16 protein-coding genes are annotated in these 17766 nt (G+C 31.3%); 1 reads left to right on the top strand and 15 read right to left on the bottom strand.

The genetic code is table 11. The features are described from left to right. Position 1: 1 nt before the first annotated feature. From KA814_RS04815 to lepA, 11 genes are all read right to left on the bottom strand, one after another. Entirely contained in the window at positions 2 to 694 is a 693-nt protein-coding gene (locus KA814_RS04815) for an NfeD family protein (RefSeq protein ID WP_371090943.1), read from the bottom strand. A gap of 377 nt (positions 695 to 1071) precedes the next feature. Further along, positions 1072 to 1248 (bottom strand): 30S ribosomal protein S21, encoded by a 177-nt coding sequence (gene rpsU, locus KA814_RS04810; protein ID WP_002483157.1) that lies wholly within the window; start codon positions 1246 to 1248, stop codon positions 1072 to 1074. A 175-nt stretch (positions 1249 to 1423) separates the two neighbouring features. Further along, on the bottom strand, positions 1424 to 2770 hold the full coding sequence (gene mtaB, locus KA814_RS04805) for a tRNA (N(6)-L-threonylcarbamoyladenosine(37)-C(2))-methylthiotransferase MtaB (RefSeq protein WP_210122681.1): 1347 nt from the start codon (positions 2768 to 2770) through the stop codon (positions 1424 to 1426). A gap of 5 nt (positions 2771 to 2775) precedes the next feature. Beyond that, positions 2776 to 3528, bottom strand: coding sequence for a 16S rRNA (uracil(1498)-N(3))-methyltransferase (locus tag KA814_RS04800; RefSeq protein WP_064208892.1), 753 nt, complete (start codon positions 3526 to 3528; stop codon positions 2776 to 2778). A 3-nt stretch (positions 3529 to 3531) separates the two neighbouring features. Continuing rightward, on the bottom strand, positions 3532 to 4470 hold the full coding sequence (gene prmA, locus KA814_RS04795; protein WP_064208891.1) for a 50S ribosomal protein L11 methyltransferase: 939 nt from the start codon (positions 4468 to 4470) through the stop codon (positions 3532 to 3534). A 4-nt stretch (positions 4471 to 4474) separates the two neighbouring features. Beyond that, entirely contained in the window at positions 4475 to 5605 is a 1131-nt protein-coding gene (gene dnaJ / locus KA814_RS04790) for a molecular chaperone DnaJ (protein ID WP_046208138.1), read from the bottom strand. 137 nt (positions 5606 to 5742) lie between these two features. Next, positions 5743 to 7587 (bottom strand): molecular chaperone DnaK, encoded by a 1845-nt coding sequence (dnaK, locus tag KA814_RS04785; RefSeq protein ID WP_064208890.1) that lies wholly within the window; start codon positions 7585 to 7587, stop codon positions 5743 to 5745. 51 nt (positions 7588 to 7638) lie between these two features. Then, the gene (grpE, locus tag KA814_RS04780) at positions 7639 to 8265 is read right to left on the bottom strand and encodes a nucleotide exchange factor GrpE (protein WP_064208889.1); all 627 of its coding nucleotides are present in this window, start codon (positions 8263 to 8265) and stop codon (positions 7639 to 7641) included. Between the two features lie 26 nt (positions 8266 to 8291). Continuing rightward, a complete protein-coding gene (gene hrcA / locus KA814_RS04775; RefSeq protein ID WP_046208135.1) occupies positions 8292 to 9272 on the bottom strand; it encodes a heat-inducible transcriptional repressor HrcA in 981 nt (326 codons plus the stop codon). Between the two features lie 99 nt (positions 9273 to 9371). Next, complete coding sequence (gene hemW, locus KA814_RS04770) at positions 9372 to 10496, bottom strand: radical SAM family heme chaperone HemW (protein WP_064208888.1); 1125 nt, start codon at positions 10494 to 10496, stop codon at positions 9372 to 9374. Positions 10497 to 10596: 100 nt separating this feature from the next. Further along, positions 10597 to 12420 (bottom strand): translation elongation factor 4, encoded by a 1824-nt coding sequence (gene lepA / locus KA814_RS04765; RefSeq protein WP_046208133.1) that lies wholly within the window; start codon positions 12418 to 12420, stop codon positions 10597 to 10599. Positions 12421 to 12739: 319 nt separating this feature from the next. Between lepA and rpsT the strand changes: the two genes are divergently transcribed. Further along, a complete protein-coding gene (gene rpsT, locus KA814_RS04760) occupies positions 12740 to 12991 on the top strand; it encodes a 30S ribosomal protein S20 (RefSeq protein WP_046208132.1) in 252 nt (83 codons plus the stop codon). A 225-nt stretch (positions 12992 to 13216) separates the two neighbouring features. Here rpsT and holA read toward each other — a convergent pair whose 3' ends face one another. The 4 genes from holA to KA814_RS04740 all read right to left on the bottom strand — a co-directional run bounded on the left by holA (position 13217) and on the right by KA814_RS04740 (position 17732). Further along, entirely contained in the window at positions 13217 to 14191 is a 975-nt protein-coding gene (gene holA, locus KA814_RS04755; RefSeq protein WP_046208131.1) for a DNA polymerase III subunit delta, read from the bottom strand. Between the two features lie 76 nt (positions 14192 to 14267). Next, positions 14268 to 16391 carry a DNA internalization-related competence protein ComEC/Rec2 gene (locus KA814_RS04750; protein WP_226857755.1) on the bottom strand — a complete coding sequence of 708 codons (2124 nt, stop codon included), beginning with the start codon at positions 16389 to 16391 and terminating at the stop codon, positions 14268 to 14270. 95 nt (positions 16392 to 16486) lie between these two features. Next, complete coding sequence (locus KA814_RS04745; protein WP_046208130.1) at positions 16487 to 16948, bottom strand: ComE operon protein 2; 462 nt, start codon at positions 16946 to 16948, stop codon at positions 16487 to 16489. 79 nt (positions 16949 to 17027) lie between these two features. Beyond that, positions 17028 to 17732: a helix-hairpin-helix domain-containing protein gene (locus KA814_RS04740; protein ID WP_081254258.1), complete on the bottom strand. Its 705-nt coding sequence runs from the start codon at positions 17730 to 17732 to the stop codon at positions 17028 to 17030. Positions 17733 to 17766: the final 34 nt, after the last annotated feature.

The raw sequence follows: 17766 nt of genomic DNA, 5'->3' as shown, positions 1-17766 counted from the left end.
TTTATGTTTCTATTTCTCTCACAACAACTCGGGTACCTTCAACTTCAAGAATAGTTACTTTTTTATTGCGTAATATAAAAGAACCGTCTGAAACTGCATCGATACGTTCATCGTTATAAATAATAATTCCTGCTGGTCTTAAATCTGTAGATGTAACTGCAACTTCTCCAACTAAATGAGAGCGATCTTCATGTGATGTATAACCTGCTTCTGCATTTGTAGAATCCTTCAATACAACTTTATCTAAAAACGGTATTTTACGTTTGAAAAATTTCACAAGTATCACCCACTCTATGATTGATAATATTAAGGCAACGACAACATTAGCAATCATGTACACTAAATTGTCACCTAAAGTAACAATACTAAAAACGATTAATGCCATACCTATAATGCCTATAATTGCACCTACTACAAATAATTCAATAATGACGAATATCACACCAATAGCAAATAAGACAACTGAATAAAAGTTAACATCGCCTTTTATAAAAAATCCTAAAAAGAAGATGAATAACGCTAATGTTGATATAATTCCGATAATATTTATCCTATTTGAATATAACTGATACAAAAAGCCTAAGAAGATAATACAAGTTAATATCAAAGCACCTATTGGACTAACAATAAAGTTAGAAACGTTGTCTATCCAGTTTCCGTTTTCAACAAGTCTAGTTGAAAAGATTGTATGTATATTGCTTATCGAAGGAATCACTATATCACCTCACTCTCAATTTAATTATACATGAAATAAATATATGATTATACCGTTTACACAATAAAATTCATAATGTTATTCATTTTTAATTAAATGCTAGAAATATAAATATAGTCTTTTTCAATCTACTGTAAAAGAAGTAAACATTAATATTTGTTCATAATGTAAACGTGGTTGTTTTCTTAAATATGTATCATGTTATTTCAATGTTTATGACATCATTGTATAAGGAGAAGGATTATAGATAGTCACTTTCTTAACATATAAAAATAATAGCCTTAGCTGAATAAACAACTAAGGCTATTATGGTTTATAATTAATGTTGGTGTTGAGGGAGTCAACGAAACAATTAATTATTTGAATTTACGTTTACGTGCAGCTTCTGATTTCTTTTTACGTTTAACGCTAGGTTTTTCGTAAAATTCACGTTTACGTACTTCTTGAATTGTACCGCTTTTAGAAACTGTACGTTTGAAACGACGTAACGCATCTTCAAGTGATTCGTTCTTTTTGACTACTGTTTTAGACATGTGTATTTCCCTCCCTCCAAATATCAACGAAACTTTATAATCATTACACGGTAATTACCATGTATTAATTAGTATAATATATCTGATTAATGTGGTCAATTAGTAAAATTTTAATTTCATGATTCATTTTACACCATCAAAAGATGTTTGCAGTTAAATCATTGTTCATTAAAATTTAAACAGTAATTGAATGTTCAGTTGTATTGGTAGCATGATCCACTACTCTTAGTAACTCCCCATGATTGATTGGGTAATCAGGTTGAGTAATTTTAATATTTACAAGCTCGCCAATCAGTGATTCATCACCTTCAAATTGAACTTTCATATAATTATCCGCAAAACCTATTAAAGTCCCTTGCTCACTGCCAACTTCTTCTGGAATGACTTCAAGTACCTCTTGGTCAAATTTAGATGCATATGATTTAGCCAGTTGATCACTTAAATGAATTAAACGATGTACACGTTCATTTTTAATATTTTCGTCCACTTGGTCATCCATTCTTGCAGCTGGTGTACCAATTCTAGAAGAATACGGAAATACATGTAGTTCTGAAAATTGATGTTCAACAATAAAATCATATGTTTCTTGGAATTCTTCTTCTGTTTCACCTGGGAAGCCAACAATGACATCACTTGTAACTGCCAATCCAGGTAGCGCTTCATGTAAACGCGTCAATCGCTCTGAAAAATGAGCCATAGTATATTTTCTTCTCATTCTCTTCAATACTGAATCAGATCCAGATTGTAAAGGAATATGCAGATGACGCACAACTTTGTTTGACTGTTCAATTACACTAATGACTTCATCCGTTAATTGACTGGCTTCAATTGATGAAATTCTGATACGTTCTAATCCATCTATCGTTTCTAAATCACGTAGTAATTGTGCTAAATTATAATTCTTTAAATCCTGGCCATATCCACCTGTATGGATACCAGTTAAAACAATTTCTTTATATCCTGAATTCACAAGTGTTGTTGCTTGTTCTATCACTTTTTCAGGATCTCTGGAACGCATTAATCCACGTGCCCAAGGAATAATACAGAAAGTACAAAAATTATTACATCCTTCTTGTATCTTCAATGAAGCTCTTGTTCTGTCTGTAAAGTATGGAACCTCTAATTCTTCATATGTACGATTTTTCATGATGTTTCCTACACCATTGATTGGTTGTCTTTCTTTTTTAAACTCATTGATATAACCGATTAACTTCGTTCGATCTTGTGTGCCGACCACTATATCTACACCAGGTATTTCCATAATTTCAGCAGGAGATGTTTGTGCATAACAACCTGTAACACATACAACTGCGTCTGGATTTTGTCTTATAGCACGTCTGATAACTTGTCTACTTTTTTTATCACCTGTATTCGTAACCGTACATGTATTGATAACAAATACATCAGCATTTGTTTCAAAGTCAACACGCTCGTATTCTGCTTCTTTAAATAATTGCCAAATTGCTTCGGTTTCATAATGATTCACTTTACATCCTAATGTATGAAATGCAACCGTTGACATAAATATCACCCCAATAAATCTTTTTGAAAGCTTACAGCACTTAATGTGTATAAAGGTGCAGTTTCAGCTCTTAATATCCTAGGACCTAGACCGATTTGATATGCTGAACTTCCAAATAACTTAATTTCTGATTCAGACAAACCACCTTCTGGTCCAAAAATGATTAACACACGATCACCAGGTTCAAATTTTTGAACAACTGCTTTAAAAGTACTTTTTTCCCCACACTTAGCAGATTCTTCATAAGCAATCAATACATAATCATATTCATCAATAATATCATAGATTTCCTTTAAATTCGACTTATACTCTATCTCTGGAATAATTAGCCTATAACTTTGTTCAGCAGCTTCTTTTATAATCTTTTGCCAACGTTCTAATTTTTTAGTTACTTTATTTTCATTAAGTTTTACAACTGACCTTTGCATACCAACAGCAATAAATTGGCTTGCGCCTAACTCTGTTGATTTTTGTATCATCCATTCATACTTATCTGCTTTAATTAAACCACTGCAAATTGTTACATGTTGTGGTAACTCTGTATTGATATCCATTTTTTCTATTAATACAATTTCGATTTGATCCATAGTTATATTTTCAATTTTACATTTATAAACTTTTTGATCTGAAAAAGTAATAATAATTTGATCGTCATATTGATATCGCATTACATTTGTAATGTGATGTATATCACTTTGATCAGTAATAAAAAAACGCTGATTTACATCAGCGTTTTGGTCAATAAAATATCTCTGCATTGCTTAATCTCTCACTTTCTGTCCAACGATACATACCCAACCGTTTTCATGATTAATAGAAATGATTTTAAACCCAACACGCTTCATCTGTGCTAAAATTGTTTCATGCTTTTCTGTTATAATACCAGAAGTTATAAAATAACCATCTTTATTTAAAGTATTATAAGCATCTTCAATCATTTCTTCAATAATATGAGCTAAAATATTCGCAATAACGACATCAAATTTTTCAGTTTCTTCTGTTAGTAAATTACCTGGCACAGCTTCAATTGCTTTAACACAATTATTTTTTTCGAAGTTTTCCTTCGCAACTTTAATAGCCATTTCATCTACATCAATCGCTTTTATGCGTTCTACTCCTAATAAATATGATGCAATGCTAAGTATACCTGAACCTGTACCAACATCAATCACTGAATCATCTGGCTTTACAAAGTGTTCAATCGCTTTCAAACACATGCTAGTGGTTGGGTGGTCTCCTGTACCAAAAGCCATTCCCGGATCCAATTCAATACACATTTCTGCTTCGTCTTCTTTTTGATAGGTTTCCCAACTTGGAACAATCGTAAATTTTTCAGAAGCTCTAAAAGGATGAAAATAATTTTTCCATTCATTTTCCCAGTCATGTTCTTGAATCGTTTGTTGTTGATATTCAAATATGTTTGTATCCAAAGATTCAATGCTTTTAATTTCATGAATCAGATCTTTTTTAAAGTCTTGAGTATACTTCATTTCATTAAAATAAGCTTTAACCCTTACGCCGTTAACTGGGTAATCATCAGGGTTTAACTCATAAATTTCACCAAACTTATCAGCAAAACCATTTTGAAGATCTAATGAATCTTCGATAACAACCCCGTTTGACCCGAATTCTTCTAAAATATTAGAAATAATAGGTATCGTATCATGATTTGCAGTGATTGATATTTCAGTCCAGTTCATTTTTTTATTCTCCTTTAAAGAATCTTTTTGCTTTGTCCTTAAAATTTGATGGTTGTTCAGTTAATGATTCACCATCAATATCAGCAAATTCTCTTAACAATTCTTTTTGACGTTCATTTATCTTAGTAGGTGTAACAACTTTTACATTGATAAACAAGTCACCATAACCATATCCATGAACATTTTTGACGCCTTTTTCTTTAAGACGGAATTGTTTACCTGATTGTGTTCCGCCAGGAATTGTTAACATTACATGACCTTTTAAGGTTGGAACCTTGACTTCATCACCAAGCGTTGCTTGCGCAATACTAATATCTTGTGAAAAGTAAATATCGTCGCCGTCTCTTTCAAAAGTTTCAGATGGTTTAACTCTAAATACAACGTATAAATCACCTTGTGGTCCACCGTTTTCTCCTGGTGCACCTTCACCTGCTAATCTTATTTGTTGTTCATTATCTACACCTTCAGGTACTGTCACATTAATTTTAACTGTTTTATTTTCAGTACCTTTACCATGACATGTTGGACAAGGTTCTTCAAATTCTTGACCAGAACCACTACATACTGGACAAACTTTTTCAGTTCTAACTCTACCTAAAATCGTATTTTGTTCTACTGCAACATGTCCTGAACCATTACAGTAATGACACGTTTTTTTCTTAGTACCCGGTTTAGCACCTTCGCCATCACAGGTATGACAAGTTACATCTTTGCGAATTGAAATTTCTTTGTTTGTACCGAATACGGCTTCTTCAAAGGTAACAGTCATTGTATATTGTAGGTCATCACCTTTTCTAGGTGCATTTGGGTCTCTTTGACGTCCACCACCAAAGAATGAACTGAATATATCTTCGAAGCCACCACCGAAACCGCTAAAGTCTTGACCACCAAATCCTTGGCCGCCAAAACCACCTTGTGGTCCATCATGACCAAATTGATCATAATTTGCACGTTTGTTTTCATCACTCAATGTTTCATATGCTTCTGAGATTTCTTTAAATTTTTCGTCTGCGCCTTCTTCTTTATTGATGTCAGGATGATATTTTTTTGATAATTTACGGTAAGCCTTTTTTATTTCATCTTTAGAAGCGTCTTTACTGACACCTAAGATATCATAATAATCTCTTTTGGCCACTTTTATCTCTCCTTTTACGATGGATTAAATTACTTATTAAAAAGGAAAAAGTCAAAGCCAATGTTCAATTGACTTTGACTTAATTTGGCTAAGCAATTGTGTCATATTTTGCTTTTAATAGCAATTAATAACTAAACTTATTTATTATCGTCTTTGTTATCGTCTTCGTTCACTTCTGTGAAATCAGCATCTTCAACATTGCTATCATCTGAACCATTTGTTTGTTCACCTTGTGCTTGTTGTTGTGCTTGAGCAGCTTGTTCGTAAACTTTAGCAGATAAGTCTTGAACTACTTTTTCTAATTCTTCTTTTTTAGCTTTAATATCATCAATATCTTCGCCTTCAAGCGCAGATTTTAAAGCTTCTTTTTTCTCTTCTGCATTATTTTTATCATCTTCACTGATGTTTTCACCTAAATCAGTAATTGTTTTTTCAACTTGGAATACTAAGCTATCTGCTTCGTTTCTTAAATCACTTTCTTCACGACGTTGTTTATCTGCTTCAGCATTTTCCTCAGCATCTTTAACCATACGATCGATTTCTTCGTCAGAAAGTGAAGAGCTTGATTGAATAGTGATATTTTGCTCTTTATTAGTACCTAAATCTTTTGCAGTAACATTAACGATACCATTTTTATCGATATCAAAAGTTACTTCGATTTGTGGTACGCCACGTGGAGCTGGTGGAATATCAGTCAATTGGAATCTGCCAAGTGTTTTGTTGTCAGAAGCCATTGGGCGTTCACCTTGTAATACGTGAATATCAACTGCTGGTTGATTATCTGCTGCTGTTGAATACACTTGTGATTTAGATGTCGGAATAGTAGTATTTCTTTCAATCAATGTATTCATACGTCCACCCATAATCTCAATACCTAATGATAGAGGTGTTACGTCTAATAATACTACATCCTTAACGTCACCAGTGATAACGCCACCTTGGATAGCAGCACCCATTGCTACTACTTCGTCTGGGTTAACACCTTTGTGAGGATCTTTACCCACTTCTTTTTTCACAGCTTCTTGAACAGCAGGGATTCTTGTTGAACCACCAACTAAAATAACTTCATCGATATCAGAACTACTAATACCAGCATCTTTCATAGCTTGACGCGTTGGTTCCATTGTTCTTCTGATTAATGAATCAGCTAATTCTTCAAATTTTGAACGTGTTAAACTTAATTCTAAGTGCAATGGACCATTTTCACCTGCAGAAATAAATGGTAATGAGATTTGTGTTTGAGAAACACCTGATAAATCTTTTTTAGCTTTTTCAGCTGCATCTTTTAGACGTTGTAATGCCATTTTGTCTTGTGATAAATCTACGCCATTTTCTTTTTTAAATTCTGCTACTAAATAATCGATAATAACTTGGTCAAAGTCATCTCCACCTAGTTTATTATCACCTGCAGTAGAAAGTACTTCAAATACACCGTCACCTAATTCAAGAATAGATACGTCGAATGTACCGCCACCTAAGTCAAATACTAGGACTTTTTGGTCTTGTTCAGTTTTATCTAAACCATAAGCTAATGCTGCTGCTGTTGGTTCGTTAATGATACGTTCAACTTCTAAGCCAGCTATTTTACCAGCATCTTTTGTAGCTTGACGTTCACTGTCATTAAAGTATGCAGGAACAGTGATAACTGCTTTTTCTACTTTTTCACCTAAATAATCTTCTGCTGTACTTTTAAGGTTTTGTAATACCATCGCAGATATTTCTTGTGGTGTATATGATTTACCTTCTACATCTACTTTATGTTCAGTACCCATATGACGTTTGATAGATTGAATCGTATTAGGGTTAGTAATTGCTTGACGCTTAGCAACTTCACCTACTTGAGTTTCACCATTTTTAAATGCAACAACAGATGGTGTTGTTCTAGCACCTTCTGGATTTTGAACAACTTTTGGTTCGTCACCTTCTAAAATTGCTACACATGAATTTGTTGTACCTAAGTCAATACCTATTACTTTACTCATAACTAAATTCCTCCTGTTTGTTTTGAAAATTTGGTATTTTCATCAATATAACTATTGATTTACTTTAACCATTGAAGGTCTTAAAACACGTTCCTTCAATTTATAACCAGTTTGTAGTTCTTGAGTGACCTGACCTGATTCATAATCAGGATTGTCGTCTTGTACTACAGCTTGATGTATATTTGGATCAAACTGTTGACCTTCAGCCTCAATTTTTTCTAAACCGTTATTTTTCAATGCGTTCAATAAGCTTTCATAAACCATTTCCACACCTTTTTGTAATGATTTAAATTGCTCATCTTCGCCTTCGATTTGTAAAGCTCGTTCTATATTGTCTATAGTCGGTAAAATGTCATTTAAAACATCCTGAGCTTTATATGCTTTCATCGTTTGATTTTCTTTTTGGATTCTACGCTTATAATTTTCAAATTCTGCGTATAATCTTAAATATTTTTCTTCTTCTTCTTGAACATTATTTTTTAATTGTTGAATTTCTTCATCTTTAGGATCGATATCTGCCTCAGTATCTTCAGAATTTTCTTCTTGCAGATTATCTTGTGATTCATTATTCATTTCATCAGCATCTTCAACTGAAGTAGTTTGGTCGTTCTGTGATTCTTGATTAATATCTTCAGTTTTTTCGTTTTCATCGAATACTGATTCATTTTTTTCTGTCATTTTCTGCCCTCCAATACAATTCTTAATTACCAAATCGTATTTAGTAATTGTATTACATTCTGATAGTTCATTGCCGTTGGTCCGATAACCGCAATTTGACCTTTAAGTCTATCATCAATATGATATTCTGTAGTGACGATAGAAATATCGCTCAAGCTTGATTCGATTTCCTGTCCAATCTTAACATTAATTGATGAATTTGACATTTCATCAAGTAGCTGAGTAATTTTGTTTGATTCAATATACTGCAAGATAGGTTGAATAGAAGAAACATTTGATTCATTAAGTGCATCAATTAGTTTAACCTTTCCACCCATGTAAATGCCATTACTTTGATTATCAAAATGAACATCTATCGTATCTAACATTTCTTTTATAAAGTCTTTTTCAAAATCCGACTTCGCAAAAGCATTAAGTTCATTTTCTAAGCGTTGTTGATTTAATGCATTGTATCTTGCAGTCACAAAGTTAGCTATTTTAGTCAATTCATCACTCGATAAACGTGCTTTGGATACTAAATGTAAATGCTCAACATGGCCAGAAGTAAAAACAACAACCATGATTACTAAATATGCATTCGCTCGAATCAAGTGAATGTTATTAATAATATCTTTTTTGTGATTTGGACGCATTACCAACGTTGTATACTGAGAAGCGATTGAAAGTTCATTTGCGAACTCACTCAAAGCTGAGGAGATATCATAATGATTTTCAACCAGTAAGTCTCTTAAACGTTGTATTTTTTTGTGTTGTTGATGAGATGTTTGTTGCAATAATTGATTCACATAATATCTGATGCCTGACTCTGACGGCGAACGTCCTGATGAAGTATGTGTCTTCTCTATTAACTGTAGTTCTTCTAGTTGTTTCATTTCATTTCTAATAGTAGCAGGACTAACATTTAAATTATGTCTTTCAATCAGTGTTTTGGAACCAATCGGTTGACCTAAATCAACATAATCTTCAACAATTGCATTTAAAATGCTCAATTGTCTATCACTAATCATGTTTTCACCTCATTAGCACTCTTTTGTTTCAAGTGCTAATTATAATTTATCAAATTGGTCAAAGTAAGTCAATGTTAAAGCCCTAGTTTTTGAAAAAAATTAAACATTTAGTAAAAACGACTCAAATACTAGATTTCCAATTACTTTACCTCTCTCTGTTAAAGAAATATATCCGCCAGTATCATTAATTAATTCTCGTTGCTTTAAATCTTTGATTGTGTCGTTATAAACATCATCAATTGTTTTATTAAATTTTTGTTCGAACCGTTTTCTACTAACGCCTTGATTCATTCTTAAACCTAGAAACATTTCCTCTTCCATTTGTTCACTTTCTGTTGGATAAACTGAGTCAAGAACGGGCCTTTCCTTATTTTGTATCTTATTTATATAATGATTCACAGGGTTTACATTATTATATCGCTCGCCATTTACATAACCACTTGCCCCTGCGCCAAATCCATAATAGCCTTCGTTTTTCCAATATACTTTATTATGCTCTGATTCATGTCCTTTTTTACCAAAATTTGAAATCTCATATTGGTGTAATTCAGTCTCGTGCATTCGCTTTAATAAATATTCGTACATTTCTTCACCAACATCTTCGTTTGGAATTTTCAATTGACCTTTACGGTACATATTATAGAATTGAGTTTTTGGCTCTAAAATCAATCCATAACTTGAAATATGATCAATATCCATCGCTAACGCTTTTTCTAAACTTTCTTGAAAATCTTCTAGGCTTTGCTGGGGTAGATGATACATTAAATCTAAACTTATAGAAGGTATACCAACTTTCCTTGCATTGTTCACTGCTCTATAAATGTCCTCTGTCTTATGAGAACGTCCTAATATCGCTAGTAATTCGGGTTTGAATGTTTGAACGCCCATCGATAATCTATTTACACCATAATCTTTTAAAAGTTGTACTTTGGCTAAAGTTAGTTCGTCCGGATTGGCTTCAAAACTAAATTCACCTTTAATTTCAAAAATATCTGTAATTGCAGTTAATAGTTTTTTCAGTTGCTCATATGATAAAGCGGTAGGTGTCCCACCACCCACAAAAACGGTTTCTAAAGATCTAACTTCGCTCTGTTTCATTTCGTTAATTAAGCAATCTAAATATTGATCCACTGGTTGATTTTGTATAAAGTATTTATTGAAATCGCAATAAGTACAAATTTTGACACAGAAAGGGATATGGATATAAGCACTTTTCACTTCCATTTTTGAAATGACCTTCTTTCGTTAAATAAAATAGATTCATATAACAAAAACTGGGCCATAAATCGAATGGATTTAAGGCCCCAATGTTTAAAAAATCATATTAATCTTCGTCCATCTTAAGCACTGCAAGGAAAGCATCTTGTGGTATTTCAACATTACCCACTGCTTTCATTTTTGCCTTACCAGCTTTTTGCTTTTCTAATAATTTTCTTTTACGACTAATATCGCCACCATAACACTTAGATAAAACGTTTTTACCCATTGATTTTATATTTGTACGAGCAACTATTTTTTGTCCAACTGCTGCTTGTACCGGTACTTCGAACTGTTGTCTAGGTATTAGCGTTTTAAGCTTTTCAACTAACGCTTTCCCTCTTTCATATGCGAAGTCTTTATGAACTATAAAGCTAAGTGCATCTACTTTCTCTCCATTTAGTAATATATCCATTTTAACTAAGTCGCTTTCTTTATTATCAATAAATTCATAGTCAAAAGAAGCATAACCTTTTGTATTTGATTTTAGCTGATCAAAGAAATCAAACACTACTTCAGATAAAGGCAGTTCATAGATAATATTGACGCGTATATCATCTAAATACTCCATATTAATAAATTGGCCACGCTTACGTTGACACAATTCCATAACTGCCCCCACATAATCGTTTGGTACCATCATTGTCGCTCTTACAAAAGGTTCATAAATCGTATCAATTTGATCTCTTTCAGGCATATGCGCTGGATTATCGACTGAGATTTCATCACCATTTTTAAGAATACATTCATAAATTACAGATGGGGCTGTAGCGATTAATTCTATTCCAAATTCACGTTCAATACGTTCTTGGATAATTTCCATGTGCAACATGCCTAAAAAACCTGTTCTGTATCCAAAACCTAATGCTTGAGAAGACTCAGGTTCAAATTCTAATGAAGCATCATTCAACTGTAACTTCTCTAATGCTTCACGTAAATCGTTATAGTCTTTATTGTCTATAGGGAATAAACCGCAGAAAACCATTGGGTTCATTTTCTTATATCCTTTTAACGGCTCAGCTGCTGGACGGTGTAGATGGGTAATTGTATCCCCGACACGTGAATCATCTACATTTTTGATACTAGCAATGACATAACCAACATCTCCAACAGTTAGCTCGCTAACTGGTAATTGTTTTGGTGTATTGATGCCTACTTCTGTAACTTCAAAAGATTTTCCTGTAGCCATCATTTTTATTTCATCACCCGTTTTCAAAGTACCTTCAACAATTCTAATTGATGAAATAACCCCTCTGTAGGGATCATATTCTGAATCGAAAATCAATGCTTTTAATGGTTCGTCTGGATCTCCTTGTGGTGGTGGCACGACTTCTACAATTTTTTCTAATATATCATCAATACCAATATTTGATTTTGCACTAGCTAATACAACATCATCTTTATCTAGTCCTATGACATCTTCTACTTCTTGCTTTACACGTTCAGGTTCCGCTGCTGGTAAATCTATTTTATTCACAACTGGTAATAACTCTAAATCGTTGTCTAATGCCAAATAAACATTGGCTAATGTTTGGGCCTCTATGCCTTGTGCAGCATCTACTACTAATATAGCGCCTTCACATGCAGCTAATGATCTTGAAACTTCATATGTAAAATCTACGTGTCCAGGTGTATCAATTAAATGAAACGTATAAGTCTCACCATCTTTTGCATCATATTTTAAACGTACCGCATTTAATTTTATTGTTATACCACGTTCTCTCTCTAAATCCATGGAATCCAATAACTGTGATTGCATTTCACGTGATTCAACAGATTTAGTATTTTCCAAAATTCTATCTGCTAATGTAGATTTTCCATGATCAATATGTGCAATAATAGAAAAGTTTCTTATATTTTCACGCTTGTTTAAACGATTTTCTTTATCCATGTATTATCAGTCTCACTTTCATAATTCTAGCCCGTAATATGTATGACATTCTTTGATATAATAACGTTTTTATCTACTAATTGCAAACTTGATAAAATTAATAGTAAAATTTGAATTTATGTTTATCTTTCGTCGCTTATGTTACTATTTTTACTAATATCTTTTCTTGTTATAATTATTATTGTATCATTTATCGCGAGTTTACGCGCCTTATTATAAATAAATGATTGCAGAAACTTGGTTGTTTTGATAAAATATTTCTTGTTGTAATCAAATTAATTTTTGATAGCGAAGATCACACTTTTAGGAGGTGACAGACATGCCAAACATTAAATCTGCAATTAAACGTGTTAATACTACTCGTGTAACTGAGGAACGTAATATTTCACAAAAAAATGCAATGCGTACAGCTGTGAAAAGAGCTCATACAGCAATTGACACTAACGCTGACAACAAAGCTGAATTAATTAGCTTTGCATTGAAAAAAGTAGATAAAGCTGCGCAACGCAACTTAATACATTCTAACAAAGCTGCTAGAATTAAATCTTCTTTAATGACAGCTGCTAAATAAACTAAAGTTCAAGCCTACGCTTGAACTTTTTTTATTTCAATATTTCATGCGACCTGCTACATAAGATTAGCCCAGAAATGATTTATAATAAGAGAAATCATTTCTGGGCTTTTTTACAACTTTAATATTTATTAGTTTTAGCATCATAACTATCAACATGCTTTATAATTCATCTACAGAAATCTATCCAGTGAAATGACTAGACGAAAACAAAAAGCTTCACATTTATAAGGACAAAATAAACAATTCGAGGATAAGGTGTTTATCCATATAAGATGACTTTAATTTATAATCTGTTTCTGCGCAATTATCAATAATATTTAATAAACTTTCTAATTCATAATGCCTTGCTTGGTTTAAAGCTAACTTCACCCTATAGGGATGAACGTTGATTGTTTTAGCAATTTGTTGGCCACTATAGCCTTTTTGTCCCAATATTTTACTTTGATAAAAAAGTCGATAATTACTTGTAATCAGTGCTAATAATTTTATAGGCTCCTCTTTCATTGCTATTAAGTCTTTAACTAGTTGAATGGCTTTTGATTTTTTATTTTTTTGTATATATTCAGTGAGCAAAAAAACATTTTGTTCTAGACTTCTATTTACAATTTGATGAACATCATCTTTATTAATAGTCGTTCTATCACCCAAAAATAAAATGAGTTTTTCTATCTCTTGCTTAACAACATTAAAATTAACTCCTGTTAATTCAATAACTAAATCAAGCGCATCTTGCTTAATATCTTTATAATTCTCATGCAGTTGACTTTTTATCCAATGTTTTATTTCTTCTTCTGACATTTGTTCTATCTTTTTAATTTGCGCATGTTTTTTCAATGATTTAACAACTTTTTTTCTCTCATCTAATTTAGAATGATTAACTTCAAACAATATTAAAGTGTCACCATCATATTTTTCTATAAATTCTATCAGTTGATCAATGTTATGATTTAATTCTTTAGGCGGTTTCTCACCAGTAAAAACATATGCATTTTGTACTAGAACAGCTTTTTTATTAGAGAAAAATGGCATGGTAAGCGTTTCTTCAATAATTGGAGCTAAATCATTTTCATATAAGTTATATTTAACGAAGTTGAATTCATCTTTTGGTGCATCTAAATATTGTTCAATAACTTCAGAAGCTTTTTTTTCAATTAATTCAGGTACTTCACCATATATCGTTATTATATTGCTACTCATTCTCGGCACCCTTTCAATTCTATTACACATTTTGTAATTATAACACGCCTAATAGTTTCTCACTAACTAAAAAATTTCAATGGTATTGAGATTTTATTTCTATTTGATCTTTAAATAAAATGTTCACTTCTCCATTTACATTTGTTTGAAAAACTTTAATATTATTATATCTTAATCTATCAATAATTTGACGATTAGGAAGACCATATTTATTTTTTTCTCCTACCGAAATTAGAGCTATTTTTGGTCTAATTGATTGCAATAAACTGTTACTTGTACTCGTACGACTACCATGATGACCAATTTTTAAAATATTAACATTGGATAAATGATATTTATGTATCAATTTCTCTTCGTTATGATTTGTAGCATCACCCATCAGTAATATTTTATAACTATTGTACTGTATCAATATTATAATTGATTGTTCATTTAAATTATTAGAGTTAGGAATAGTAGCATCTAACAGATTAAGTTTCGCTTTATTCATAAAAAATTGTGATTTATTTTTAAAATCTATTAACTTTATGCCTTTTTTTATACATTTCACTTTTAAAAGATTTAATTCTTTCATTTTAAAACTATTAGCATTGATAATGATACTTTTAATTTTGAGTTGTTTAATTAAATAACTTAGTTCACCCATATGATCTAGATGAGGATGAGTAATTATAACGTAATCAAGTTCTTTTACATTATGTCGTTTTAAAGTTGGTAAGATATGATATCTAGAAATATTATGATTCGCAACTTTTTGTTTCGAATTAAAGTTACCACCCGTGTCGATTAATAGTGATTCGTGGTATTGAGTTTCAAATAAAAGTGAGTCCCCTTGCCCTACATCCAACATAGTAAGTTGATATGCATGCACTTGAGGTAGCATTGTAGAGACAACATACAAAGTAATTAAAGTAATTGACATTAGTTTATAGCATTTATGAACGAATAGAACTAAGGTCAAAAATGCAACGATAGTTATTATAGCTATTTGAAGATTATTTAATGTAGGAATATACCATTTAAAAAAGTTGAGTTTATCAAAAAGTTCAACCATTTTATCATGAAAAATAATTAATAAGTTATATAAATTGGTTATAATAATAGGTTTGAATGGTAAATGTATTATAAAAGTAAGAAAAATAACAAAAGGAAATAGTATGAAAGAATAAAATGGAACAAAAAAGATATTAGATATCAAGCCAATCCATTGAATTTGGTGAAAATGGATACAACTTAAAATAAATGAACTTAATTGTGCTATCCATGTAATAGCGCATAAAGATTTAAAGATACCTAAATTCTTTAGTAATGGGCTGGCAAAAAGGATTGAAAAAGTAATTAAAAACGAAAGTTGAAATCCGATATGATAAATTAACGAGGGGGTTAAAATTGTTAAGCAAATAAATAAAAAAGCTAAAACGTTCATTGAATGCTTTATAATGTATTTTGGAAAAATGATTATTATCAAACTCATTAATATTGCTCTGACGGCACTTGCCGACATGTTTGTATACATGCAATAGATAGGTAATAATATGATTAATATTATTTTAATTAAAAACAATGGGCATTTTAATCTGTTAAGTATATAGCATATAATTGTAATAATAATAGCAATATGTGTCCCGCTAATAGCCAGAAGATGCGCTATGCCAATTTCTTTTATTCTATCTAATTCATCTTTATTCATAAGTGATGTATCACCTGTTATAAATGCGATCGTTTTTTCAGGTGAAATTATTTTCCATTGTTGCATTCTTTCGTAAATCAATGCTTTATGTTTATTTAAAATATCAGTAAAGTTATTATTGTTAGTTTTACAACTTGAAAGATGAATATTTTGAATCATAAAAATAAGATTAGAATTTGGTTCGTTTTTTATAGTATTAAACTTCCCATTGACTTTACAGGTTTTTTGTAATAAAAAAGCAGAAACTTTTTTTAAATCTATATTTTTTGATGTTTGTAAATTATAAACGTAAGTATAATGTTTTTTATTTATTTCAATCTTACCTTTAAGTTTATGATGCTCCAAAATTGGTTTTGTAATTAACTTTGCTTCTCCTTGAATTGCTTTGTTCAAAAGTAAAGCATGGTTATTTTTTTCTAATTTTAAATCATTTTGAAACATCATATAACTACTTAAAGATATGATGGCAACCATTATAAAATGAATTACATTAAATCTTTTTCTATTCATTATAATAAATAGGCCCAATATTAAAATAAGAGATAAAACTTTATTAAAAAGTAATAAGTTACCAGCTAAATAAGCTAAAGCATAATAAATCAATTTTATTTATTTATTAAATATTGTGCTACATGTTCTTGATTAAATGGAATTTTTTTATACACAATACCTGATTGTTTTAACAATTCTAAAGCATAATGATGATTATGGTAATCTTCAGCATAATAAATTGTTTTAATACCTGCTTGAATAATAGACTTGGTGCAATTTAAACAAGGGAAGTGAGTAACATAAATCGTTGCGTCCTCTGTTGACACCCCTTGTTTTGCGCATTGTAATAAAGCATTCATTTCTGCGTGAATCGTACGAATACAATGACCATCTTCCAATAGACATCCTTCATCAATACAATGTACTTCGCCAGACACAGAACCATTATACCCTCCTGCTATAATTCTATTATCCTTTACAATCGTTGCCCCTACAGATAGTCTTTGACATGTAGAACGCAATGCTAATAAGTGACTTTGCGCCATAAAGTATTCTTCCCATTTAATACGATCCATGATACTTAGCCTCCAATTTATGTATTCTTTAATATGTTTATTATAGATTATATCGCTTTTAGAAAAATACAACAAAATTTTACATTGTTAAATGTGAACTTAATTTTTCTATCGTTTTAGCACCGAAACCATTAATTTCTTTTAACTCATCAATAGATTTAAAATTTCCATTCTGCTCACGATACTCAATGATAGATTTGGCTTTAACCTTTCCTATCCCTGGTATCGTTGTGAGTTCGCTTTCTGTTGCAGTATTTATATTTACTTTTGCTACATCAGCATCCTTATTTTCTGATAAATTTGTAACAGTTTTATTTTTATTCAATGGATTATTAGTTTGTTCCCCTTTTTCTGGAACATATATCATTTTTTGATCGATTAATCGTTCGGATAAGTTAATGTTCGTTAAATCAGCACGTTCTGTAGCAATAGCTTTGTCCAACAACTGTTTAATTCTATCATTACTGCTCATTTTATAAACATTAGGATGTTTTACTGCACCTTTAATATCAACATAAACAAATGAATCTTTACTATCATTATTGATTTTTGCAGTAGTTTTATTAGATGACCGTTCACTTTTCACATGTGGTAATGATTGATTATGGTCAGATGTTTCAATTAGTGCAGATTCATCATTTTGCTTGATTTGATCAACACCACGATTCATCAAAAATGATAGTGTTAGCACTGCAATCACTATTATAATTAGCATAACACAGGCCTTTATTTTTAAATTACATCGACTGAATCTTTCTTTGAATAATTCCCATAATGGTAACAAAAAATCACTCCTTTATACTTTACACGCATAAAGG

Origin of the sequence: Staphylococcus sp. GDY8P196P, assembly GCF_017891705.1 — a bacterium.
Taxonomy (GTDB): Bacteria; Bacillota; Bacilli; order Staphylococcales; family Staphylococcaceae; genus Staphylococcus; species Staphylococcus ureilyticus.
The sequence above is the reverse complement of the archived record's forward strand: the minus strand, read 5'-3'. Positions and strand labels throughout refer to the sequence as shown.

What these genes read in the sequence shown, in the direction of transcription:
- rpsU (WP_002483157.1), bottom strand. Translation starts at nt 1,248, where the DNA reads ATGTCTAAAACAGTAGTCAAAAAGAACGAATCACTTGAAGATGCGTTA.
- mtaB (WP_210122681.1), bottom strand. Translation starts at nt 2,770, where the DNA reads ATGTCAACGGTTGCATTTCATACATTAGGATGTAAAGTGAATCATTAT.
- KA814_RS04800 (WP_064208892.1), bottom strand. Translation starts at nt 3,528, where the DNA reads ATGCAGAGATATTTTATTGACCAAAACGCTGATGTAAATCAGCGTTTT.
- prmA (WP_064208891.1), bottom strand. Translation starts at nt 4,470, where the DNA reads ATGAACTGGACTGAAATATCAATCACTGCAAATCATGATACGATACCT.
- dnaK (WP_064208890.1), bottom strand. Translation starts at nt 7,587, where the DNA reads ATGAGTAAAGTAATAGGTATTGACTTAGGTACAACAAATTCATGTGTA.
- grpE (WP_064208889.1), bottom strand. Translation starts at nt 8,265, where the DNA reads ATGACAGAAAAAAATGAATCAGTATTCGATGAAAACGAAAAAACTGAA.
- hrcA (WP_046208135.1), bottom strand. Translation starts at nt 9,272, where the DNA reads ATGATTAGTGATAGACAATTGAGCATTTTAAATGCAATTGTTGAAGAT.
- hemW (WP_064208888.1), bottom strand. Translation starts at nt 10,496, where the DNA reads ATGGAAGTGAAAAGTGCTTATATCCATATCCCTTTCTGTGTCAAAATT.
- lepA (WP_046208133.1), bottom strand. Translation starts at nt 12,420, where the DNA reads ATGGATAAAGAAAATCGTTTAAACAAGCGTGAAAATATAAGAAACTTT.
- rpsT (WP_046208132.1), top strand. Translation starts at nt 12,740, where the DNA reads ATGCCAAACATTAAATCTGCAATTAAACGTGTTAATACTACTCGTGTA.
- holA (WP_046208131.1), bottom strand. Translation starts at nt 14,191, where the DNA reads ATGAGTAGCAATATAATAACGATATATGGTGAAGTACCTGAATTAATT.
- KA814_RS04750 (WP_226857755.1), bottom strand. Translation starts at nt 16,391, where the DNA reads ATGAATAGAAAAAGATTTAATGTAATTCATTTTATAATGGTTGCCATC.
- KA814_RS04745 (WP_046208130.1), bottom strand. Translation starts at nt 16,948, where the DNA reads ATGGATCGTATTAAATGGGAAGAATACTTTATGGCGCAAAGTCACTTA.